Here is a 20,838-nt window from a genome sequence, read left to right on the forward strand (position 1 = left end):
GGGAATGTCTCCGGCTTAGCGTGCGATGAAGGCGTCGGTCGAGATGACCTCGCCGTAGAAGAAGGCCAGCGCGGACATCATCGCCGTCTGGACATGGGCGGCCGGAACGGTCGCGCCGTTGAACTCCAGTTCGCGGGTGGCGCAAGCGTCATGGATGGTGGTGGTCGTGTAGCCGAAGTCGTTGGCGGCTCGGACTGTTGCATCCACGCACATGTGGCTCATGGCACCAACCACGATGACCTCCCCGATGCCCTTCTCGTCCAGCAGGTCCTTCAGGCTGGTCTCGCGGAAAGAGTTGGGGAAGTTCTTGGTGATGACCGGCTCTCCTTGAGCGGGAGCGACGCTCTTGTTGATCTCCACGCCGACCGAGCCGGGCACGAAAACCGGCGCGCCGGGCATCTCGTGGCGGATGTTGACGATCAGATCGCCATTTTCGCGGCCATGGGCGATGACCCGGGCGGCGTTGGCAGCGGCGGCATCGATGCCTTCCAGCGGCAGGTTGCCGCCCGGCCAGTATTCATTCTGCAGGTCGATAACGATGATAGCGCGGTTCGACATCGGATTTCCTTCCTTCGCTTGGCTTGACGCCAAACTAATGACACCCGAGATTTCACTCCATTGGCGCAATCGACAAAATCCGGGGCGATATCGACAAATGACAGAAGTCAGGATTGGCATCGTTCTTTACCCCGGCGCGCAGCGCTCGGCGGCCATGGGCCTCGAGGATCTGTTTCACGTCGCGGACCGCATGACCCCGAATGCGGGGGGCGGCGGTCAGAGGCTTCACGTCCGTATGATCAAAGCAGACGATGGCGCGGAGGCGCTGCAAGACCTTCCGGGATCGTCTGCCGATCAGTGCCAGGTTTTGATCGTGCCCCCGTCATTGGAGGCCCCGATCAGCTCCGAAGCCGCCTCACCGATCGCGCACTGGCTTCGCGCGCGCCACGCGGCAGGGACCGTGCTCGCCTCGGTCTGCGGCGGAGCGTTTCTTCTGGGGGAAACAGGGTTACTCGCAGGGCGGGCGGCAACGACGCATTGGGCCTATGCAGATGCCTTCCGCGCAAGGTTCCCGGAGGTAGACCTTGATCCGGACCGGCTTGTCATCGATGGCGGTGACATCCTTTCGGCAGGCGGTTTGATGTCCTGGACAGATCTGGGACTGAAGCTGATAGAGCGCTTTCTCGGCCCCGTCGTCATGGGGAAAACGGCCCAGATGATGCTGGTCGACCCTCCTGGCCGGGAGCAGCGCTACTACAGTGGGTTCTCCCCGCGCCTGAGCCATGGCGATGCAGCGGTCCTGAAGGCCCAGCATGTCCTGCAGGCAAGCGAAGGGAAGGAGGCGCGGCTCGCGACATTGGCGGCGGAGGCCGGACTGGAGGAGCGCACCTTGTTGCGCCGCTTCCAGAAGGCCACGGGCCTGACCACCACGGAATACGCCCAGCGGCTTCGGGTTGCGAAGGCCCAAGAGCTTCTGCAGTTCGGGCGTTTACCGGTGGAACGCGTCTCGTGGGAGGTTGGCTACGCTGACCCGGGAGCTTTCCGTAAAGTTTTTCACCGCATTGTCGGTTTGACACCGCGCGAGTATCGTCGACGGTTTCATGCCTGACGGGGCCGTGTTGGAATAGCGGAGGCTTCGCTCTACGCTTTGCAGAAGAAGATCGTGATGGCGCCATCTTTAGACGTTGAGAAAGGCGCTCGGATCCGTAGGCGAGCGGCACCTGTCGCAGGGGGATGGCATGGTGCAGCTCTTGCCCGGGCTCGATCCCGATATCTGCATAAGACGCGTTTTTGCGGATGCGCCGATGCCCATGCCGAACTTAGCCTGAAACACCAGAATCTTGGTCTTGGCTCTTGTAGCTGTACCTAAAATCGCAACAAGAAGAGCCTTCCATGATTGTTTGCGTGCGCTGAAGTTTAATGTCTGTATTATAGCCCTCGGGGAAGACGTAGTCTCGGTTGCACGAAAGCAGATGGCCGATATCGCCAAGACCCATTTCTTGGTACATTTCTGCGTAACGGCAACGCGTTACCTTATAATGAAACTCTTTATCTGATGCTTTCTCAATTTCAATGGACAGGGCATCGTCCTGCGTCCAGAGTACCTGAAGGTCCTGAAAACTCCTCAAATCGGTTCCTCCAGGGGTCTTCTGTGCAAAGCTCTTGCCAGCTTCCAGCGCGGCAGTTCTTATCGCGGTGTCTATGATGCTCTTGGCCGCCTCATCGCCGTAGCGCAGCGCTATTTCCTTGTATATGGGAGCAATGATGGCTGCCTCTATGCGTCTGCGAGCGAGAATACCGATTTCACCAGCAACCGTGGTCTCAAACTGCTTATCTCGAGACTTTGACATGTGGACCTCTCCTTTCGTGTCGGTACTGACGACCGCCTGTGGATAGCAGGGCAGGGCGCGTTTGAATGCCTTCAGGCAGAAACTGTCGGCCTCGCTTCTACCTTGCAACAATCTTGTTCCCGGCCCTGGCTGACGACCTTCCTTGCCGGAATGGTTTCGGTTGTCACGGCCTCGCCAATCTTTGGTTTCTGGTGACGTGCAAGCAGGTGCTGCTGACGCAAGGTATGGCCCCGACATGAGGGTCGTGGCGATCATGCAATACCCGTTGTTCGGCATGGTCGCGGCGGCTTGTTGGGACTGATCCGAATGGCCCGTCCCAATTGTGTGAGTGGACCAGCCGGATCAGTCGAATTGCGTGCCGCCGCATGTGTTCAGCGGCAGGCGGCCCTTGTCCAGAGGCAGCAGCCGCGTTGGCTCAGGCCTTTACGGCCCCAACATCGGCCGGCCTATGCGAGATCGTCGGGCAGCACGCCTTGGGGGATGTTTTGGTAGCAGACCGGGCGCAGGAAGCGGCGGATCGACAGCGTGCCCACGGAGGTGGCGCCGAAGTTCGTGCTGGCCGGGTAGGGCCCGCCATGGACCATGGTGTCCGCGACCTCGACGCCGGTGGGGAAGCCATTGACCAGAACCCGGCCGGCCTTGCGTTCGAGGATCGGAAGCAGCGCGCGGGCGTCGGCGGTGTCGCCCTCGTCCATGTGGATGGTGGCGGTGAGCTGGCCCTCGAAGCCGCGGGCGAGCTGGGCCATCTCGTCATCGGAGGCGACGCGGATCACCAGCCCGAGCGGGCCGAAGACCTCTTCCCCGAGCGCGTGGTCCTGCAGGTAGCTCGCGGCATCGGTCTGGTAGAGGTTGGGCCTGGCGTTGCGGCCCTCCTGCTCGGTGGTCAGCACCGGCTTGACGGTGTTGCGCCCGTCGAACCGGGCCTTGCCGTCGCGATAGGCCTGCGCGATGCCCTCGGTCAGCATGACCTGCGCCAGCGCGTCGGTGAGCGCCTTGGCGGCGGCCTCGACGAAGGCATCGCCCTCGGCGCCGGTGCCGATCACCGCGATGCCGGGATTGGTGCAGAACTGGCCTGCCCCCATGGTGAGCGAGCCGGCCCAGCCGCTGCCGATCTCGGCGCCACGGGCGCGGGCGGCCTCGGGCAGGACGAACATCGGGTTGACCGAGCCCAGCTCGCCGAAGAACGGGATCGGCTCGGGACGCTGGGCGCAGAGATCAAAGAGCGCCCGGCCGCCGCCGAGCGAGCCGGTGAAGCCCACCGCCTTGATCTGCGGGTGCTGGACCAGCGCCTGGCCGACATCGCGCTTGCCGCCCTGGATCAGCGAGAACACGCCCTCGGGCATGCCGCACGACGCGATGGCGGCGTGGATCGCCTCGGCAACGATCTCGCCGGTGCCGGGATGGGCCGAGTGGCCCTTGACCACCACCGGGCAGCCGGCGGCCAGCGCCGCGGCGGTGTCGCCGCCTGCGGTGGAGAAGGCCAGCGGAAAGTTCGAGGCACCGAACACGGCCACCGGACCGATCGGGCGCTGCATCATCCGCAGGTCGGGGCGCGGCAGCGGCGCGCGGTCGGGCAGCGCCGCGTCATGGCGGCGGTCGAGATAGTCGCCCTTGCGGATGTGCTCGGCGAAAAGGCGGAGCTGTCCGGTGGTGCGGCCGCGCTCGCCCTGAAGCCGGGCCTCGGGCAGGCCGGTCTCCTGGGTGCCGATCGCGGTGATGGCCTCGGCGCGGGCCTCCATCTCGTCGGCGATGGCGTCGAGGAAGGCGGCGCGCTCTTCGCGGCTGGTGTAGCCGTAGCTCCAGAACGCCTCCTCGGCCGCCTCGCAGGCGCGGGTCACCAGCTCGGGCGTGCCGATGCTGAACGCGTGCGCGGGCCCGTGGGCGGGCTCGGAGGTGAAGGTCGCGTCCGAGGCGATCCAGTTTCCGGCGATCAGGTGCTTGCCGTGGGGGGTGAAGCTCATGGGATGTCCTTTCGTCCGTGCAAGAGAAAGGGCGCGGAGCTCTCCGCGCCCATCCGATGTGGCAGGTGTCAGAGGCCGGTCTTTTCGCACCAGGCTTCGAACTTCTTCTGGTTCTCGTCCTTGGTGCAGGGGTAGAGCCCGATGATCGGCGCGCCGTTCTCGACCTCCTCGAGCACGAAGGCCTCGAAATCCTCCATGCCGGCGCAGACCTCGGCGATCTCGTCGGACAGATGCGCCGGGATCACCATGACGCCGTCGCGGTCTCCCACCAGCACGTCGCCGGGAAACACCGCGACCTCGCCGCAGGCGATGGGCACGTTGATGTCGAGCGCCTCGTGCTTGGTCAGGTTGGTGGGTGCCGAGGGGCGCGCGGCGTAGGCCGGCATGTCGAGCGCGCCGATGCCCTCGAAGTCGCGCAGGCCGCCGTCGGTGACGAGCCCGGCGCACCCGCGCACCGCCATGCGGGTGACGAGGATCGAGCCCGCGGTGGCCGCCGAGGAATCGCCGCGTGCATCCATCACCAGCACGTGCCCTGCGGGGCAGGTCTCGACCGCGACGCGCTGCGGGTGATCGGCGTTTCGGAACACCTCGATCGGGTTGCGATCCTCGCGGGCCGGGATGTAGCGCAGGGTGAAGGCCTGCCCGACCATGTTGGCGGATTTCGCGGCAACGGGTTGCACGCCCTGGATGAACTGGTTGCGCAGGCCGCGCTTGTAGAGCTGGGTCGCGATGGAGGCGGTCGAGATGCGCTTGTACTTGGCGCGGGTCTCGTCGGACAGGACGTAATCGGTCATTTCTGGAGTCCTCAGAAGATGTCGGGTTCTCCGGCGGTCTTGCCGAAGTCGGATTTCAGGAAGTCGAAGTCGCAGCCCTCGTCGGCCTGCAGCACGTGCTTGGAGAACATCCAGCCCCAGCCGCGCTCGAAGCGCGGTTCCGGCGGCACGAGGGCCTTGCGGCGCGTCTCGAGGTCTTCCTCGCTGACCAGCATGTCGAGCGAGCGGTTGGGCAGGTCGAGGCGTACGATGTCGCCGGTCCTGAGCAGGGCAAGCGGGCCGCCGACGAAGCTCTCGGGCGAGACGTGCAGTACGCAGGCACCGTAGGAGGTGCCGGACATGCGCGCATCCGAGATCCGCAACATGTCGCGGTGGCCCTGCTTGATCAGCGCCTTGGGGATCGGCAGCATGCCCCATTCGGGGAAGCCCGGGCCGCCGAGCGGGCCGGCGTTGCGCAACACCATGACATGGTCGGGCGTCACCTCGGCCTGTTCGTCGTCGACGAATTTCTTCATTTCCGGGTAGCTGTCGAACACCAGTGCCGGGCCTTCGTGGACATGGTATTTCGGATCGCAGGCAGCGGGCTTGATGACCGCACCCATCGGGCAGAGATTACCCTTGAGCACGGCGAGGGAGCCCTCGTGATAGACCGGGTTCGACAGAGGCCGGATGACGTCGTCGTTATAGACCTCGGCGCCCTCGAGGTTCTCGCCCATGGTCTTGCCGGTGACCGTCATGCAAGAGGTGTCGAGCCGGTCCTCGAGCTGCTTCATCAGCGCGCGCAGGCCGCCGGCGTAGTAGAAATCCTCCATCAGGTAGTCCTTGCCCGAGGGGCGGACGTTGGCGATCAGCGGCGTATTGCGACCGAGCTCGTCGAGCTCCTCGAGCTGCATGGGCACGCCGGCCCGGCGGGCCATGGCTATGAGGTGGACGACCGCGTTGGTCGAGCAGCCGGTTGCCATGGCGACGATGGCGGCGTTCCGGCAGGCGCCTGCGGTGATGATCTGGTCGGGGGTCATGTCCTCCCAGACCATCTCGACGATGCGGCGCCCGCAGGCGGCGGACATGCGCTGGTGGTTGCTGTCGACCGCGGGGATCGACGAGGCACCGGGCAGGGTGATGCCCATGGCATCGGCGATCGCCGTCATGGTCGAGGCGGTGCCCATGGTCATGCAGGTGCCCGCCGAACGCGCGATGCCGCCCTGCACGCCGAGCCATTCCTCATCCGAGATGTTGCCGGCACGGCGCTCGTCCCAGTATTTCCAGGCATCCGAGCCAGAGCCGAGGATCTTGCCGGCGTAGTTGCCCCGCAGCATGGGCCCTGCGGGCAGGTAGATCAGCGGCACGCCGGCGCTGATCGCCCCCATGACGAGGCCGGGCGTGGTCTTGTCGCAGCCGCCCATCAACACCACGCCGTCGAGCGGGTGGCAGCGGATCATCTCCTCGGTCTCCATCGCCAGCATGTTGCGATAGAGCATCGAGGTCGGCTTGATGTTGCTCTCGTCGACCGAGAGCGCCGGCATCTCGACCGGCAGGCCGCCGGCCTGCAGCACGCCGCGCTTCACGTCATGCACGCGGTCCTTGAAATGGGCGTGGCAGGTGTTGAGCTCGGACCAGGTGTTGAGCACTCCGATCACCGGCTTATCGCGGTAATCCTCTTCACCGTAGCCGAGCTGCATCATTCGCGAGCGGTGGCCGAAGGAGCGCAGGTCGTCCGGCGCGAACCAGCGGGCGGACCGCAGGGTTTCAGGTGTCTTGCGGGTCATTGTGGTCATCCCGTGAAAGCAAAGGTGAGCCAGATCAGGAGCGCCGTGAGGGCGAGACCAAGGAGCTCCGGCCAGTTGCCGAAATCGTGGCCGTCCTGACGGTCCTCGGCGGCGAGCTCGGGTGCGGAGAGGTCTTCGTCCTGTCGGGTGAGATGGTCATCTGACATTGGGGTCTCCTATTCCATCAGCGAGGGCAGCCAGAGCGCCAGCTCGGGTATGAAGAGCACCAGGAACAGTCCGACGGCCTGCAGCGCGATGAAGGGCAGCACGGCGACGAAGATGTCCTGCAGCTCGACGCCTTTCGGGGCGACCGACTTCAGGAAGAAGCAGGCAGGCCCGAACGGGGGCGAGAGATAGTACATCTGGATGTTCATGGCGAAGAGCACGCCAAACCAGACCGGATCAAAGCCGAGATCGACCACGACAGGGGCGAAGATCGGCACGGTGATGAAGATGATCGCGATCCATTCGAGGAAGGTGCCGAGCACCATCACGATCAGCATCATCACGACGATCACCATGATCGGGGCGACGTCGAGCCCGGTCAGGATGCCGCGCAGGAACTCGCCGCCGCCGATGCGGTTGTAGATGCCGATCAGCGAGACCGCCCCAAGCACCAGCCAGATGATCGAGCCCACGGTGAGCACGGTCTGGCGCATGGCGTCGCGCGCCATCTTCCAGCGCAGCTCGCCGCGCACCGCGGCGACCACCAGGGCGCCCACGGCGCCAATGGCGGCGGCCTCGGTTACGGTGGCGATGCCGGAATAGATAATCCCCAGAACCGTGCCGATCAGCACGCCCGGCAGGATAATGCCCTTGAGGAACTTCAGGCGCTGGAGAAACGGCAGGCCGGTTTCCGGGATGTCGTAGATCGGCGCCATGGAGGGCTTCAGCCGGACCCGGATGAGGATGTAGGTGATGTAGAGCGAGGCGAGGATCAGCCCCGGCACCGCGGAGGCGGCGAAGAGCTTGGTGATCGAGACCTGCGCGGCCAGGCCGTAGATGATGAGCACGACCGAGGGCGGGATCAGCGTGGCCAGCGCGCCTGCGGCACAGATGATGCCGATCGAGAGGTGCTTGTCATAGCCCAGCCGCAGCATCTGCGGCAGCGCGATGAGGCCGAGCATGACGATCTCGCCGCCCATGATGCCGGACATGGCGGCCAGCACCACGGCGACGATGCAGGTCTGCACGCCGACCGAGCCACGAAAGCGCCCGCCCATGATCGCCATGGAGTCGAAGAGGGATTTGGCGATGCCTGATCGTTCCAGCACGTTCGCCATGAAGACGAAGAACGGCACCGCGATCAGTTCGTATTTGTGCAGCACCTCGCTGACGTTGGCGGCAACGATGAAGAAGCCGGCGCGGGTGCCGAAATAGAGGATGGCCGTGGCCAACGAGACCGTGAGCGTCGTGATGCCGAGCGGCACGCCGAGCGCCATCAGCCCCAGCAGCGAGATCACGATCAGGAGGGTGATGTATTCAATGCCCACTGGACAGGTCTCCTTCGGTGCGCTGGACCCAGCGAATTATGTTCGCGGCCAGCTGGGCGAGGTAGAGGAGGCAGCCGATCACGATCAGCACCTTGAAGATCGTCGGCTGGATCGAGTTCAGTGCGGTGCCGGCGTATTCGGTGCGCGACAGGACCTTCATCGCCGGCTTCCAGAGCGCGATGGTGAGCACGAGGATCGAGCCGAAGGCGATCATCATCTGCAGCAGCCGGAACAGCCGCCAGAGCTTCGGGCTGACCACCAGTTCAAGCATGGTGATCGAGATGTGGCGGTTGCGCTCGGTCACGAAGCCCACCGCCAGAACCCAGGCCGTGGCGCAAAGCGTCATCGCCAGCTCGGTCGACCACACCGTGGGCCGGTCGAAGCCGTAGCGAAGCACCACTTCGAGCGCGGATATGGCGATGCAGGTGAAAAACAGGACAGAGCAGGCCTGGCCGACAAAGACGCTGACGCGGTCCATGCCGTCGGCATAGCGGGCAAGAAGGCGAGACATCGCTTTCTCCACGAGAATGTTGGGACAGGGCCGCCCCGGCGTCGCACGACGCCAGGGCGGTGGGGCGGATGCTTACTTGAGCAGTCCGATCTCGGTCATGTAAGCGATATGCGCGTCGTAGACCTCTTTCGCGAGGTCGGACTTGGTGGCGTATTCTTCCCACTGACCGCGCGCGACTTCGCGCATCTGGTCACGGTCTTCCTGCGCCCAGTTGATGACCTCGATCTTTTCAGAGGCATCATCACGCGCTGCGAGCTCCTGATCGAGCTTGTGGACCTCGTCGCGCATCGCCGACTGGGCCTCGTACCACCAGTCGCGCAGCGCAGTCTGGTCTTCCTCCGACAGCGACTCCCACTTCTCCATGTTCACTGTGAACTGCATGTTCGGCATGGAGTGGATGCCCGGGTAGAGCGGGTAGGGGGCCACGTCCTGCATGCCGGTCGCATCGTTGTTGACGTAAGCCGAAGCGTCGGCCGCGTCGACGATGCCCTTCTCGAGCGCCCCGAAGACCTCGGAGAACGGAATGCTGACGGGCGAGGCGCCGGCAGCCTGAAACACCGCCGAGGCCATGCCCTCTGGAGAGCGGATTTTCTTGCCCTGAAGATCCTCGAAGGTGCGGATCGGCACACGGGAGGCGAGCGCCTCGCGCGAATAGGGCCCGCATGCCACGACCTTGACCTCGCCGCCCGTGAGGCTTTCGGCCGCTTTCTGGAACAGCTCCTCGCCGCCGCCTTCGCGGCAGAAGCCCATCATCTGCTCAGGCGTGTCGTAGCCCGCGATGAGATCGCCGAGCAGACCATATGCCGGCTCAACCCCGACGAAATAGGACGCCGAGGTCCAGTCGCCGTCGATCACCCCTGCGGCGATGGCTTCCTGTGTGTCGCGCGCGGGAACCACCGAACTGTTCGGCGTCAGGATGACCTCGACACGGCCGTCGGTCCGTTCCTTGATTTTCGGAAGCCAGTTCTCGGTCAGATACTGCGTCGAGAAGTCGCCGGCGTTGAACGAGGTCTGGATGTTGAAGGTTTCTGCAGGCGCGACCGTGGCGATGACGGTGGCGCAGCCTGCAAACAGTGCTGCTTTCGCGAAGTTCATCTGGGTTCCTCCCCCTGATCGTCCGGGAAGCCCTCCTCCCCGGTCATCTAATGTGCTAATATATTAGTGTCCATCGAGCAAGACTTGTTTATAGTTGCCGGCGAACGTGAAGGACTCAAGGCGATCACACCCGTGCCGAACGACATGATGACCTCTTCCCAGCGCCGCCGCCCGATGATCCGTCGCGCGTCTGCCAGCGTTGCGCTGCACGATTCGCTGCGCGAGCGAATCCTCAATCTCGATCTGGCGCCGGGTCAGTACATTTCCCGCTCGGAGATCGCCGCCGAATATCAGGTCAGCCTGACTCCGGTGCGTGACGCGCTCATCAAGCTCGAGGAGGAGGGGCTGATCCACATCTACCCCCAGTCCAAGACGGAGGTGTCCAAGATCGACCTGTCACATGCACGGGAGACCCATTTCCTGCGCCTATCGCTCGAGCTCGAGATCGTCAGTCGCCTGGCCGCGATGGGCGCTTCGGCGCCGGTCCAGCCGGCACGCTCGAGCCTCGCGCAGCAAATAGCGGCGCATGATGCGAATGACCTGTCCTCCTTCGTCCGGCTCGACCGCGCCTTCCACCATGCGCTCTACGAAGCGATCGGAATGGAGGCGCTGTCGTCGGTGATCGAAGCGCGGTCCGGCCATATCGACCGGCTGAGAAAACTGAACCTGCCCGCGCCGGGAAAGTCCGAATCCATCGTCGGCTGCCACACCCGCATTCTCGAGGCGATCGAGCGCGGCGACGTGGAGGCTGCCCGCGCCGTGCTCCGCGAGCATCTTTCCGGGACGCTGGCCATGGCCGACGAGATCCGCGAGCGGAACCCGGACTTCTTCGTCGCCTGAGGCGCGCGATAGGGTCTGTTTGCGCGCGAGCGCAGGGCGGTGTGCCGTGTCAGGCTCCCAGTGCGGTCTTCAGTGACGTCACCATCGACAGGCCCATCTGGCGCCGGGTTTCCTCCGTGCCCGAACCGATATGCGGCGTCAGGATCACCGAGGGATGCATCCTGAGCGCTTCCGGCACGTGAGGTTCGTTCTCGAACACGTCCAGGGCAGCGCCAGCCAGCCGCTCCGCCCGAAGCGCCTCTATCAGAGCGGTTTCGTCGACGATCGGGCCGCGCGAGATGTTCACGAGGTAGCCCTCCGATCCCAGAGCCGCGATCACCTCCCGGCTCACCAGCCCGCGCGTCGCATCGCTGAGCGGGCACGAGGCGACCAGCATCTGCGTGGCCTCCGCCAGCGCCTCGGGGCTGTCGAAATAGGGCAGCTCGACCGGCTTCTTCCGGGGGCCATAATAGCTGACACGCGCGCCCATCACCTCGAGCCGGCGGGCGATGGCCTTGCCGATATGCCCCAGCCCGATGATGCCCACCTCCATGCCACTGAGTGAATGGGTGAGCGGGAATTGCCCGCGCGTCCACGCCTCGGAGCGAACGAAGTCATGCGCGCGCACGAGTTGCCGGGTCACCGCGAGGCAGTGCATCACCGTCAGGTTGGCGACCTCTTCGGCGAGGATGTGCGAGGTGTTGGTGACCGTGATGCCGCGTTGGCGGCAGTGCTCGGTATCAACGTTCTCCAGCCCGGCAGAATAGCTCGCGACGATCTCGAGCGCCGGCAGGCGGTCCAGCAACTCTGCGCGGATCTGACGCTTCCTCACCGCGAGACCTCGGACCCGCGATCCACAGGTCTGCAACAGCGCAGCGATCTCCCCGTCGTCCTCCGGCAACTCCAGCACGTCGAGCGATGCAGAGAGCGCCGAAGCAATTTCGCCGGGGAGTTTGGCAGCCTTGAGCACGAGGGGTCGGGTCGTCATCGCAATCTCCTTTTGGGCCGCAGGCTTGTCGCCCCGGCATGAACGAGCTCGACCATATTGACGGTTTCGGCTTAGTCAACTATTCATCTGATGACTTGTTCACATTGGAGGCACGCGTGGCCCACCCTCTCGACAGATTTCCATCGCTGACCGAAACGCTGGTTCAGGCGGTGCTGCAGGTGGCGCGGGAGGAGCGGCTCGGGCCGGGCGACCGGCTGCCCTCGATCAAGGCGCTCTCGGAGCGCTTCGGGGTCTCGGTGCCGACCATGCGCGAGGCGCTGCAACGGGTCGCCAATCTTGGCGCGGTCGAGATCCGACACGGCTCGGGCATTTACCTGACGCGTACGCGCCTGCCGGTGATCACCGGTCATCCCGATGCGCTGCAGGGCCATGACCAGACATTGCTTCACCTGCTCGACGCACGTCTCGCCATCGAGCCCGCAGTTGCCGCCAAGGCGGCGCGGAACATCACCGATCCGCAGGCCGAGGCTCTGCGTGAAGCCATCGAAGCCGCCGAGCGCGCCCTGAGCGGCGCCGGCGGTGAACACAAGGCCAACATGAGCATCCACGCGCGGATTGCTGAGGCCGCCGACAACCCGATCCTTACCGACACGATCCTGTCGCTGATCAAGGTCTTCGGCGCCGAGCAGAAGCGCATCCTCGCCATGCATGACCGCCCGTCGAGAGAAAGAAATCACGCCGATCACGTGGCAATCTGCGATGCCATTATCGCCCGCGAGCCGGAGGCCGCCGAAAGCGCTATGCAAAAGCACCTCTCGCGCGTGCTCGCGGAGATCGGTGGCGCGCGCACTGGAAAGGCGGAACGGAATGACTGACACACCCTCGCTGATCGCGCGTGGTGCGAATGCCTTTGTTGAGCGGAGACTGCGCAGGATCCTGTCGCTGCGCGATTTCGAAAGGGCCGCGGCACGTAAATTACCGAAGCCGATCTTCGGTTACATCTCCGGCGCGGCCGAGACCAACGCTGCGCTGGAGGGCAACCAAGCCGCCTTCGCCGAGATCGACTTCGTCACCCGCGTCCTGCGCGATGTCTCGAGCAGATCGCTCGAGACCGAGCTTCTGGGCCGAACCTACGCGGCCCCGTTCGGCATCGCGCCGATGGGCGTCTCCTCGCTCAGTGGCTATCGCGGCGATCTCGCGCTCGCGACAGCCGCAGTGGCCGCAGGCATACCGATGGTCATCAGCGCCGCCTCTCTGATCCGCATGGAGGAGATCGCCGAGGCGGCGCCGGGCGTCTGGTATCAGGCCTATCTGCCGCCGGATGCGGCGGATGTCTCGGCCCTGCTCAAGCGCGTGGCGGCCACCGGCATCGACACCTTCGTCATTACCGTCGACAGCTCCGTCGTGCCGAGCCGCGAAAACAACGTGCGCAATGGCTACAAGACACCGTTGCGGCCCAGTCTCAAGCTGGCCTGGGACGGCATCACTCATCCCGGCTGGGCGATCGGCACTTTCCTTCGGACCTTCGCACAGCACGGCATGCCGTATTTCGAAAACGCCGATGCCGGGCGTGGCGCGCCGCTGCTCTCGAGCAGGGCGGTTCGGGACTTTTCCGGTCGCGAGCGCCTCAGTTGGGCGCAGGTCGAACAGGTGCGGCGGGAATGGACGGGCAAGCTTGTTCTCAAGGGGATCCTGCACCCACAGGATGCGATCCGGGCGCGTGACACCGGGGCCGACGCGATTGTCGTCTCCAACCATGGCGGCCGCCAGCTCGACCATGCGCTGTCCCCGATGCGGGCGCTGCCCAGGGTCGTGGCGGCGGTGCCGGATATGCCGGTCATGATTGATGGCGGTTTCTGGCGCGGCACCGACATCCTGAAGGCGCTCGGCCTTGGGGCTGCTTTCGTGTTTCTTGGCCGGCCCTTCAATTACGCCGCAACGGTGGCCGGGCAGCCCGGAGTGGATCACGCGATCCGGCTCCTGGTGAACGAGCTGCGCGCCGACATGGGTATGCTGGGGCTGACCACCATCCCTGAGATGAGTGCAGAGGCCTTGTCTCTGGCGCGCTTCCGATGTCCGGTCACCCCGGCCTCGGAGCTCTTGCAGCGCCGGGCCCCTCCTATCGCTCGTGCGACATGAGCGTCACGGGTGTACTGAGACGATAAATGTCCGAGCAGAGGCGACACGTGCTGCTGAGTAAAGCCACGGCCTCTTATACATAGGAGATGTCCGCATGCCGTGTTGGCTGACTTGAAGTGTCGGCATTCGAGGTCTTGTGTCAGGGCCGAGGCGGTATATATTTGAGGTATCAAAAAAGAGTATGATTGGATGGTATTGCAAAACCGGCGCAAGACGTCTCTGACCCTTGATGCTGAAGCGCTCGACCTTGCAAAGGAGCTTGGCCTCAATGTCTCAGCCGTCGCCGAGGCGGCGTTGGTCAAGGCTGTCGCAGCCGCAAGAAGCGAGAAATGGCTTGCCGAAAACGCGGATGCGTTCACTGCCCAGTCGGACTGGCATGAGCGAAACGGGCACCCCTTGGCTGACATCATCGTCGCTCCCGGAGGATCTTCGTGGAAGAGTTGAGCCGTTTCGATGTCGCGGAATACAATGGCGTTCTCATGGTCGTCGTCGAAAGCGAACTTCTGCCGCCTGATCCTGCGGTCGTCGTCATTCCCCTTCTTCCCGACTACCCTGCGGTTCGGCACCTTAATCCCGAGCTCCAGCATGACGGCAAGCGTCTGATCCTTGCGACGAGGCTGATTGCGGCTGTTCGACGGACGAGTTTGCGCCGAAACGGAACGGTCGCACATCAAGGCGATCTCGTTACGAAAGCTGTCGATGTCCTGATGTCAGGTGTTTAGTCTATCCAGCCAACACGGCTTGCGGACATAATCTATCCATAATCCCTATTCTGCGTATAATGGTTTGCTTCACGGGTACGCGCTACCCTCAAGTGCAACTCTCATTAAGAAAACAGTCGGTTATCTAATGGAGAGAGCCTGCCATGGGAGCGGTATATACGCACTGAACTTCAAGGAACCTGTTCAGATCGAACGTTGGAAGCTCGCGAAAATCCCGGTTCGGGAGATGGCGCGCGTCCTTCAGCGCTCGAAAGCCACCATCTATCGCGGGATCAAGCGTGACTGGTTCAGCGATGAGTGCCTGCCGGGTTATGATGGCTACTACGGCGCCGCCGCGCATCAGCAAGCCGCCAATCGGCGTGCTCGGCAGCGCAAATTGATCCGGCATCCAGAGCTTCGAAATCAGGTCGTCGAGCGGATCAAGAACGGCCCCCTCTCGGCAGCATGCTGCGCATGCGCCTGCCGGTCGACGGGACGCCTGCGCAGATCGGCAACCGGCTGGTCCAGGAAGGTGCGTCGCTTCGGGTCTGTATACCGCTACATCTACTCGAAGGAAGGCAGGGCGCAGGAGCTTTGGTGGTACCTGCCCGAACACCGTAAGGCCCGCCGGCCGCGTCGCGCCCGGAAGCGCCGGGCTCCAAAATTCGACCGTGATGTCAGTATCCTGTTGCGCCCGGATGATGTCGCACACCGCAGGGAATTCGGTCACTGGGAAGGCGATTTGATACTGTTCAAGCGATCCCTTGGTCCGACCAACGTCACCTCTCTTGTCGAACGCGTCAGCAGGTTCACCGTGCTGCTGAAGAATGCGAACAGGCGCACGAAACCGGTCATGAAGCAGATTGCGAAGGCGGTGCGGGATCTTCCCGTGGCGGGCCGCAGATCCATCACCTTCGACCGCGGCACGGAGTTCGTGTCATGGCCGCACCTGCAGGCCCAGCTCGGAACCCAGACCTGGTTCTGCGACCCCTCCTCGCCCTGGCAGAAAGGCACAGTCGAGAACACCAACCGCCGGCTCCGGCGCTGGCTTCCAAGGCAGCGCGACGTCGCGGCCATGACGGAGCTCGAGCTGAAGCAACTCTGCGACCAGCTCAACAACACGCCTCGCAAATGCCTCGGATGGCGGACCCTGGCCGAGGTCTTCCGCGAAAAGATGCTGGAGGAAATCGGCCGACGCCCCTACCGTCCCAAGCCATGGAAATCGCGCTTTGAGTAGCGTGCACAATTGGGTTGAAGAAGCGCGTGCCGTCGAAATGATCGCTCACCGGGCCGCTGTAATACGGGTTGCGCGAAACTTGCGCGCAGGAGGCAAAGAGCCCACCGACAGCGCCAAGACCGAGCGCCGCGGCGCCGGAACGAAAGAGAGTGCGTCGGTTCATCGGCTGGCCTTCTTGGCGAACCCGAAAATGCCCTCGCCCCAGGATTTGGGACGAGGGCCGGAATGGACTGGTCGAAAACAGCTCAGAGAAATTGGCCGTTATCCACTTGGATGACCTGCCCTGTGACGGCGCGACCCATGTCGGAGGCAAGGTAGAGCGCCGCGTAGGCCTGGTCGATAGGTTCGGTGCCCGGAACGGTGGTGTTGGTGTACTTGTCGGAGAATTCCAGCATCTCGCCGCCGCCTTCCTGTTCACCGGCGGCCCAGGCGCGCGCCGCGTCGGTGTCGGTCACGCCTGGTGCGATGGCGTTGCAGCGGATCTTGGTGCCCGAGAGGCGCATGGCGATGTTGAGGGTCATGGTGTTGATGCCGCCCTTGGTGGTCGTGTAGGCGACGCCGCAGATCGGCGTGGTGCCATTCACCGAGCTCACGTTGATGATCCGGCCCTCGTTGCGCGGCATCATGTGGTTGACCGCCTCGCGGCAGAAGCGGAACGGGCCCGCGAGGTTGATCTGCATGATCTCGTCGAAATGCTCGGTCGAGGTCTTCTCGATGGCGTACATCTCGCCGACACCGGCGTTGTTCACAAGGATGTCGACCTGGCCGAAGGCGTCAATTGCCTCCTTGAACACGCGCGCCGGCGCTTCGGGATCGGCGCTGTCGGCCACCACGGCCAGCGCCCGTCCGCCATCTCTGGCGTTGATCGTCGCGACGGCGTCCTCGAGCGCATCCTTGCCGCGCGCGGTCATCACCACGTTGGCGCCTTCCTCGGCATAGAGCTCGGCAATGGCGAGGCCGATGCCCTTGCTTGCCCCGGTCACAATGGCGGTCTTGCCGGTCAGAAGCTGTTTCATGATTTTCGTCCTATCGTGTGGGGCGCGGCACCGGGCCGGCCCCAAAGTTTCAATCGGTTTCGGCCGGCGCGACCCGCACGGTCGCGGCGCGTGCCCGCTCGGAAACCATCGGTGCGAGGTAGCGGCTGTGGCCGTATTTCGCCCGGTAGGCCTCGTCGATGCAGTCGTTGAGCGCCGGGTCCGCGGCATCGAAGACAACGTCGCGGGTCATCCCTGCCACGCTGATCTGGCCGGCCTTCTGTTGCAGAGCAGCGCGGAACCAGCTTGACCCGGGGCCACTATATGCGCGCACGTAGAGCGCGCCCTCCACCACCACGGACCAGATGAAGGTCGGCGTGCCCGTGGTCCGGCCGTCCTCGCGCAGCGGCGCGATGCGGAAATCATCCGCCACCGCGATCCGCTCGAGTTCGCTGTTGCTCCAGCCCATGGTGCCCTCCGGGTTTGTTGCTCTGTGGATAAGGATATGGCGTTGAAATCGCCGGGAATTAGCTCTCGGACAATCACGCCGGCCATGATGAATATTCATGAAACCGTTTCGGGCCTTGCCAACTTTGCCTGGCTCAATCCGCCGCCACGCGAACGCGGTCACACATCAGCCAGATCACTACGAAGCCCACGAAGGCCCGCACCGCGCCGGCCACGGGCACCGAGGCACAGCGCCACCAGCCCGCCCTGAGCGCGAGCCCGCCGATCCCGGCGCCGACGGCGTTGCCGAGGCTGAAAGCGGCGATGGTCATCGAGGCCGGCGCGTCGGAGGCCGCGTGCATCGCGCGCATCTGCAGCGCCGGGAGGCAGGCGAAAGCGCACATAGCTGGCGCGAACCACTGGTCGATTTCAGGGCCAGCGGTCTGGCGCTCGCGCCGAAATTTGCTGTCGGCCCCTCTCGTGACACTGCCTTTGGCTATGCACTGCCGGGCAGCGGACGGCGCCCTCGGATTCTGGAAAGCGATGGATGAGGTCTTCCCCCGCACACGCCATCAGCGTTGCTGAAAAAAATACGCCGCGAAGCTGATTGTCTTCCCCCTGATCAAGCCGCGTCACCCAAACGAAAGCTCCGGGAGTCATCTCACGCAGCTCAAATCGATGGATCCTGAGCCTATTACGGCGCTGCCGCGTATCGGAAAGCCGCCAATCGGCGTGCTCGGCAGCGCAAATTGATCCGGCATCCAGCGCCTCGAAATCAGGATATCGAGCGGGTCAAGAGTGGCACCTCTCGGCAGGATGCTGCGCTAGAGCATGGCGGTCGACGGGACTGAACGCACAGACAGGTCAGCACAGAGAGCGTCTACGCGCCGCGCCGCCTCTTCAAGCTCCGCATCCGGGACGGTCAGCGCAACCCGCACCAGCCCATCGCCGTTGCCGCCAAATGCACTGCCTGGCATCACCGCCACCCCCTGCTCGTCCAGCAGCCTCCAGGCAAAGGCCTCGCCATTCAGCCCGGTGCCCGCGACGTCGAGCATCAGGAACATGCCGCCCCGGGGCATCTGCACGGAGAGGCCCGGCACCGCGTTCAGCCGATCACAGAGCATCCGCGCGCGCCGTCCGAAGGCCTCGCGCATCCGCGCCGACGTGTCGAAATCGCCGCGCAGCGCGGCCTCGGTCATGTCGGCGATGAACGGCTGGTTGCCGAACAGCATCGTTTCGGAAATCGGCAGCAGCGCGGCGCAGAACTCCGCCGGTCCAATGGCCCAGCCGCTGCGGAAGCCGGTGGCCGCGTGGCTCTTGGAGATCGAAGACACCACCACGACACGCTCGCGCAGTGACTCGATCTCCAGCGGCGACGTGAAGCTGCCCTCGAAGATCAGCTCAGCGTAAACCTCGTCGCAGACGATCCACAGATCGTGCTCGGCGCAGATCGTCCCCAGCTTTTCCAGCGTCGCGCGGTCAATCACCGCGCCGGTCGGGTTGTGCGGCGTGTTGAGCAGCAGCACGCGGCTGTCGGGCGTGATCGCCGCGCGCAGGTCCGCAGGCTGCAGCACGAAATCCCGCTCCATGTGCAGCGGCACCGCCTGCACGTGACCGCCCGCGGCGGACACCACGCCCTCGTAGGTGGCGTAGTAGGGATCACCGATCAGCACCCCCTCGCCCGGCCCGACGAGCCCCAGCATCACCGCGAAGAGCGCGGTTTGCGTGCCGGGAAAGCACAGCACGTTCTCGGCGCCAATCTGTGGATGGCGCGGGCGGTAGGCCTCGACCAGCGCATCGACCAGCCCGGGCTCGCCGCGCCCGTTGGAGTACTGCGTGCGGCCAGCGCGCAGCGAGGCGACGCAGTGCTCAATCAGTTCAGGCGCGGGCGAGATGTCGGGCTCGCCGATGGTCAGTTCGAGAATCTCTTCGCCCGCATCGCGCCGGGCGCGCGCGGCGTTGTGCACGGCCCACTTGTCCCCTCCTAGGGTGCGCAGGCGTTCGGTGATCGCGGCATACCGCATGTCAGCTCCTTTCGTCTTCGAGCGCCAAATGGCGCGTCAGCGTTGTGTCGGGCAGGCGAAGGATGCCCTCGGCAGCGCCGAGCGCGATGGCCGGAAGCCGCCGCGCGTCGTAGAGCCCGTGGCCCAGCGAGCCCTCGATCCACAGGCCGTCGATCAGCCCGTTGAGCGCGATGGCGAGCTGCTTGCACCGCGACGGGTCCGCCGGGCCGCCCTGCGCCACCAGCACCGGGTGGATTCGCGCCTCGAGCAGATCGAGGAACTCCCGGTAGCCCTCGCGATGGATGTCGGCATAGGCCGGATCGACGCGCACACGCCCCACGAAGGTGGCCCAGAGCGAGACCTTCACCCCCGACAGGCTCGGCGACGCGAAGTTTGCCGCGATGACTTCCGCCAGCGCCGCCTCGGGCGACTGCTCATCCCCGGCCCCGGAATCTTCAGCGGCGGCAGTCATCTGACCCATCAGGTAGGCATAGGCCGCACGCACCATCTCGTCCTTCGACGGGAAGTAGTGCCGGATCAGGCCCGCCGAGACCCCGGCCCGCTCGGCGATTTGCCGCGCCCCGGCCCGGTCGAGCCCGAGATCGGCGACGCAGGACAGCGTCGCCTCCAGCAGGTCGGTGCGGCGACGGTCCTGTGACAGGCGGCTGTAGGCACGCCGGGTCACGCCCAGCCTCTCGCCGCAAAACGCATCATGTCGAGCGTGTTCCGTATCGTCACTTTGACTTCCTCGTCGATATTTGTTTTACAGTCGTACAACAGCGAAGAAATTGCAAGGGAAGAGCCACCCGGGAACGCCCGGATTTGGCAGAGGGACAGCCATGAACGACGCCACGCCGGCGGTAGAAATCCGCGACCTGCACAAGCGCTTCGGACATCTTGAGGTGCTCAAGGGCATCTCGCTCACCGCCCGCCCCGGCGACGTGGTGGCGGTGATCGGCGGCTCGGGCTCTGGCAAGTCCACGATGCTGCGCTGCATCAATATGCTCGAGACCCCGAGCGCCGGAGACATCGCCATTCACGGCGAGACCTATGCGATGCGCCCCACCCGTGACGGCGGCCTCGAACCGGCGGACCGCCGACAGCTGCAACGCATCCGCGCGCAACTCGGCATGGTGTTCCAGAACTTCAACCTGTGGCCGCATCGCACCGTGCTCGGCAACGTGATCGAAGTGCCGGTGCAGGTGCTGGGCATATCCCGGGACGAGGCCGTCGCCCGCGCCCGGCAGGTGCTCGACCGCGTCGGCCTCGCCGAGAAGGAAGACGCCTATCCCGCACACATGTCCGGCGGTCAGCAGCAACGCTGCGCCATCGCGCGAGTGCTGGCGGTCGAGCCGCTGGCGATGCTCTTCGACGAGCCGACCTCAGCGCTCGACCCGGAGCTGGTCGGCGAGGTGCTCAACGTGATCCGCGACCTCGCCGCCGAGAAGCGCACGATGATCCTCGTCACGCACGAGATGAGCTTCGCCCGCGATGTCGCCAGCCACGTCGTCTACCTGAAGGACGGCCGCATCGAGGAGCAGGGCCCGCCCGAGCAGATCTTCGGAGATCCGCGCTCGCCGCACCTTCAGCAATTCATCCGCTCGATCGCCTGATCGCGCGAC

Annotated in this window: 23 protein-coding genes and 1 pseudogene; 9 read left to right on the forward strand and 15 right to left on the reverse strand. The window is 64.6% G+C overall.

The features are described from left to right. Nucleotides 1-15: 15 nt before the first annotated feature. Nucleotides 16-558: a cysteine hydrolase family protein gene (locus R2601_RS19480; RefSeq protein ID WP_007801512.1), complete on the reverse strand. Its 543-nt coding sequence runs from the start codon at nt 556-558 to the stop codon at nt 16-18. Nucleotides 559-595: 37 nt separating this feature from the next. Between R2601_RS19480 and R2601_RS19485 the strand changes: the two genes are divergently transcribed. After that, a complete protein-coding gene (locus R2601_RS19485; protein ID WP_254656085.1) occupies nt 596-1,606 on the forward strand; it encodes a GlxA family transcriptional regulator in 1,011 nt (336 codons plus the stop codon). A 211-nt stretch (nt 1,607-1,817) separates the two neighbouring features. Here the strand turns inward: R2601_RS19485 and R2601_RS19490 are convergent, their stop codons facing one another. The 8 genes from R2601_RS19490 to dctP form a co-directional block, all read right to left on the reverse strand. Continuing rightward, on the reverse strand, nt 1,818-2,603 hold the full coding sequence (locus R2601_RS19490; RefSeq protein WP_217626393.1) for an L-2-amino-thiazoline-4-carboxylic acid hydrolase: 786 nt from the start codon (nt 2,601-2,603) through the stop codon (nt 1,818-1,820). Nucleotides 2,604-2,794: 191 nt separating this feature from the next. After that, the gene (locus tag R2601_RS19495) at nt 2,795-4,309 is read right to left on the reverse strand and encodes an aldehyde dehydrogenase (NADP(+)) (protein WP_007801517.1); all 1,515 of its coding nucleotides are present in this window, start codon (nt 4,307-4,309) and stop codon (nt 2,795-2,797) included. A gap of 68 nt (nt 4,310-4,377) precedes the next feature. Beyond that, entirely contained in the window at nt 4,378-5,103 is a 726-nt protein-coding gene (locus tag R2601_RS19500) for a ribonuclease activity regulator RraA (protein WP_007801519.1), read from the reverse strand. An 11-nt stretch (nt 5,104-5,114) separates the two neighbouring features. Then, on the reverse strand, nt 5,115-6,848 hold the full coding sequence (gene araD / locus R2601_RS19505; protein WP_007801521.1) for an L-arabinonate dehydratase: 1,734 nt from the start codon (nt 6,846-6,848) through the stop codon (nt 5,115-5,117). A gap of 5 nt (nt 6,849-6,853) precedes the next feature. Then, entirely contained in the window at nt 6,854-7,015 is a 162-nt protein-coding gene (locus R2601_RS27090; protein ID WP_007801523.1) for a hypothetical protein, read from the reverse strand. Between the two features lie 9 nt (nt 7,016-7,024). Then, on the reverse strand, nt 7,025-8,341 hold the full coding sequence (locus R2601_RS19510) for a TRAP transporter large permease (RefSeq protein WP_007801525.1): 1,317 nt from the start codon (nt 8,339-8,341) through the stop codon (nt 7,025-7,027). After that, nucleotides 8,331-8,852 (reverse strand): TRAP transporter small permease subunit, encoded by a 522-nt coding sequence (locus R2601_RS19515; RefSeq protein WP_007801526.1) that lies wholly within the window; start codon nt 8,850-8,852, stop codon nt 8,331-8,333. Before R2601_RS19515 ends, R2601_RS19510 begins: the two co-directional genes overlap by 11 nt. Nucleotides 8,853-8,924: 72 nt before the next feature. Next, nucleotides 8,925-9,947, reverse strand: a complete 1,023-nt coding sequence (dctP, locus tag R2601_RS19520) for a TRAP transporter substrate-binding protein DctP (protein WP_007801528.1) — start codon at nt 9,945-9,947, stop codon at nt 8,925-8,927. Nucleotides 9,948-10,079: 132 nt separating this feature from the next. On the opposite strand from dctP, the gene R2601_RS19525 reads away from it, so the two are divergent. Then, nucleotides 10,080-10,787, forward strand: coding sequence for a GntR family transcriptional regulator (locus tag R2601_RS19525; RefSeq protein ID WP_007801530.1), 708 nt, complete (start codon nt 10,080-10,082; stop codon nt 10,785-10,787). Between the two features lie 49 nt (nt 10,788-10,836). Here R2601_RS19525 and R2601_RS19530 read toward each other — a convergent pair whose 3' ends face one another. Next, a complete protein-coding gene (locus tag R2601_RS19530; protein ID WP_007801532.1) occupies nt 10,837-11,754 on the reverse strand; it encodes a 2-hydroxyacid dehydrogenase in 918 nt (305 codons plus the stop codon). Between the two features lie 116 nt (nt 11,755-11,870). On the opposite strand from R2601_RS19530, the gene R2601_RS19535 reads away from it, so the two are divergent. The 5 genes from R2601_RS19535 to R2601_RS26155 all read left to right on the forward strand — a co-directional run bounded on the left by R2601_RS19535 (nt 11,871) and on the right by R2601_RS26155 (nt 15,792). Next, a complete protein-coding gene (locus R2601_RS19535) occupies nt 11,871-12,590 on the forward strand; it encodes a FadR/GntR family transcriptional regulator (protein ID WP_040545736.1) in 720 nt (239 codons plus the stop codon). Further along, nucleotides 12,553-13,854, forward strand: a complete 1,302-nt coding sequence (locus tag R2601_RS19540) for an alpha-hydroxy acid oxidase (protein ID WP_254656086.1) — start codon at nt 12,553-12,555, stop codon at nt 13,852-13,854. The genes R2601_RS19535 and R2601_RS19540 overlap by 38 nt, the downstream gene beginning before the upstream one ends. Before the next feature lie 189 nt (nt 13,855-14,043). Continuing rightward, the gene (locus R2601_RS19545) at nt 14,044-14,298 is read left to right on the forward strand and encodes a type II toxin-antitoxin system CcdA family antitoxin (protein ID WP_007801539.1); all 255 of its coding nucleotides are present in this window, start codon (nt 14,044-14,046) and stop codon (nt 14,296-14,298) included. Further along, entirely contained in the window at nt 14,286-14,576 is a 291-nt protein-coding gene (locus R2601_RS26150; RefSeq protein ID WP_217626394.1) for a CcdB family protein, read from the forward strand. The genes R2601_RS19545 and R2601_RS26150 overlap by 13 nt, the downstream gene beginning before the upstream one ends. Before the next feature lie 127 nt (nt 14,577-14,703). Then, nucleotides 14,704-15,792, forward strand: a complete 1,089-nt coding sequence (locus tag R2601_RS26155) for an IS30 family transposase (RefSeq protein ID WP_083793977.1) — start codon at nt 14,704-14,706, stop codon at nt 15,790-15,792. A gap of 245 nt (nt 15,793-16,037) precedes the next feature. On the opposite strand, the gene R2601_RS19555 is transcribed toward R2601_RS26155, so the two are convergent. The 3 genes from R2601_RS19555 to R2601_RS19565 all read right to left on the reverse strand — a co-directional run bounded on the left by R2601_RS19555 (nt 16,038) and on the right by R2601_RS19565 (nt 17,584). Further along, on the reverse strand, nt 16,038-16,808 hold the full coding sequence (locus R2601_RS19555) for an SDR family NAD(P)-dependent oxidoreductase (protein WP_007801543.1): 771 nt from the start codon (nt 16,806-16,808) through the stop codon (nt 16,038-16,040). A gap of 49 nt (nt 16,809-16,857) precedes the next feature. Continuing rightward, nucleotides 16,858-17,235 (reverse strand): DUF2255 family protein, encoded by a 378-nt coding sequence (locus R2601_RS19560; protein WP_007801545.1) that lies wholly within the window; start codon nt 17,233-17,235, stop codon nt 16,858-16,860. Between the two features lie 133 nt (nt 17,236-17,368). Next, entirely contained in the window at nt 17,369-17,584 is a 216-nt protein-coding gene (locus R2601_RS19565; protein WP_144266935.1) for a hypothetical protein, read from the reverse strand. Between the two features lie 21 nt (nt 17,585-17,605). Between R2601_RS19565 and R2601_RS26160 the strand changes: the two are divergent. After that, a pseudogene (locus R2601_RS26160) lies at nt 17,606-17,795 on the forward strand (hypothetical protein); the annotation flags it as partial. Between the two features lie 242 nt (nt 17,796-18,037). Here the strand turns inward: R2601_RS26160 and R2601_RS19570 are convergent. Continuing rightward, a complete protein-coding gene (locus R2601_RS19570; RefSeq protein ID WP_007801548.1) occupies nt 18,038-19,237 on the reverse strand; it encodes a pyridoxal phosphate-dependent aminotransferase in 1,200 nt (399 codons plus the stop codon). Nucleotide 19,238: 1 nt separating this feature from the next. Then, nucleotides 19,239-19,901 carry a TetR family transcriptional regulator C-terminal domain-containing protein gene (locus R2601_RS19575; protein WP_007801549.1) on the reverse strand — a complete coding sequence of 221 codons (663 nt, stop codon included), beginning with the start codon at nt 19,899-19,901 and terminating at the stop codon, nt 19,239-19,241. A gap of 154 nt (nt 19,902-20,055) precedes the next feature. On the opposite strand from R2601_RS19575, the gene R2601_RS19580 reads away from it, so the two are divergent. Next, nucleotides 20,056-20,829 (forward strand): ABC transporter ATP-binding protein, encoded by a 774-nt coding sequence (locus R2601_RS19580; RefSeq protein WP_007801551.1) that lies wholly within the window; start codon nt 20,056-20,058, stop codon nt 20,827-20,829. Nucleotides 20,830-20,838 lie beyond the last annotated feature (9 nt).

Source organism: Salipiger bermudensis HTCC2601, assembly GCF_000153725.1.
GTDB classification, from domain to species: domain Bacteria; phylum Pseudomonadota; class Alphaproteobacteria; order Rhodobacterales; family Rhodobacteraceae; genus Salipiger; species Salipiger bermudensis.

Bases quoted from the DNA above. Each gene is read 5' to 3' on its own strand.
- R2601_RS19480 (WP_007801512.1), bottom strand. From the start codon at position 558: ATGTCGAACCGCGCTATCATCGTTATCGACCTGCAGAATGAATACTGG.
- R2601_RS19485 (WP_254656085.1), top strand. From the start codon at position 596: ATGACACCCGAGATTTCACTCCATTGGCGCAATCGACAAAATCCGGGG.
- R2601_RS19490 (WP_217626393.1), bottom strand. From the start codon at position 2,603: ATGATCGCCACGACCCTCATGTCGGGGCCATACCTTGCGTCAGCAGCA.
- R2601_RS19495 (WP_007801517.1), bottom strand. From the start codon at position 4,309: ATGAGCTTCACCCCCCACGGCAAGCACCTGATCGCCGGAAACTGGATC.
- R2601_RS19500 (WP_007801519.1), bottom strand. From the start codon at position 5,103: ATGACCGATTACGTCCTGTCCGACGAGACCCGCGCCAAGTACAAGCGC.
- araD (WP_007801521.1), bottom strand. From the start codon at position 6,848: ATGACCCGCAAGACACCTGAAACCCTGCGGTCCGCCCGCTGGTTCGCG.
- R2601_RS27090 (WP_007801523.1), bottom strand. From the start codon at position 7,015: ATGTCAGATGACCATCTCACCCGACAGGACGAAGACCTCTCCGCACCC.
- R2601_RS19515 (WP_007801526.1), bottom strand. From the start codon at position 8,852: ATGTCTCGCCTTCTTGCCCGCTATGCCGACGGCATGGACCGCGTCAGC.
- dctP (WP_007801528.1), bottom strand. From the start codon at position 9,947: ATGAACTTCGCGAAAGCAGCACTGTTTGCAGGCTGCGCCACCGTCATC.
- R2601_RS19530 (WP_007801532.1), bottom strand. From the start codon at position 11,754: ATGACGACCCGACCCCTCGTGCTCAAGGCTGCCAAACTCCCCGGCGAA.
- R2601_RS19545 (WP_007801539.1), top strand. From the start codon at position 14,044: ATGGTATTGCAAAACCGGCGCAAGACGTCTCTGACCCTTGATGCTGAA.
- R2601_RS26155 (WP_083793977.1), top strand. From the start codon at position 14,704: ATGGAGAGAGCCTGCCATGGGAGCGGTATATACGCACTGAACTTCAAG.
- R2601_RS19555 (WP_007801543.1), bottom strand. From the start codon at position 16,808: ATGAAACAGCTTCTGACCGGCAAGACCGCCATTGTGACCGGGGCAAGC.
- R2601_RS19560 (WP_007801545.1), bottom strand. From the start codon at position 17,235: ATGGGCTGGAGCAACAGCGAACTCGAGCGGATCGCGGTGGCGGATGAT.
- R2601_RS19565 (WP_144266935.1), bottom strand. From the start codon at position 17,584: ATGCGCGCGATGCACGCGGCCTCCGACGCGCCGGCCTCGATGACCATC.
- R2601_RS19570 (WP_007801548.1), bottom strand. From the start codon at position 19,237: ATGCGGTATGCCGCGATCACCGAACGCCTGCGCACCCTAGGAGGGGAC.
- R2601_RS19580 (WP_007801551.1), top strand. From the start codon at position 20,056: ATGAACGACGCCACGCCGGCGGTAGAAATCCGCGACCTGCACAAGCGC.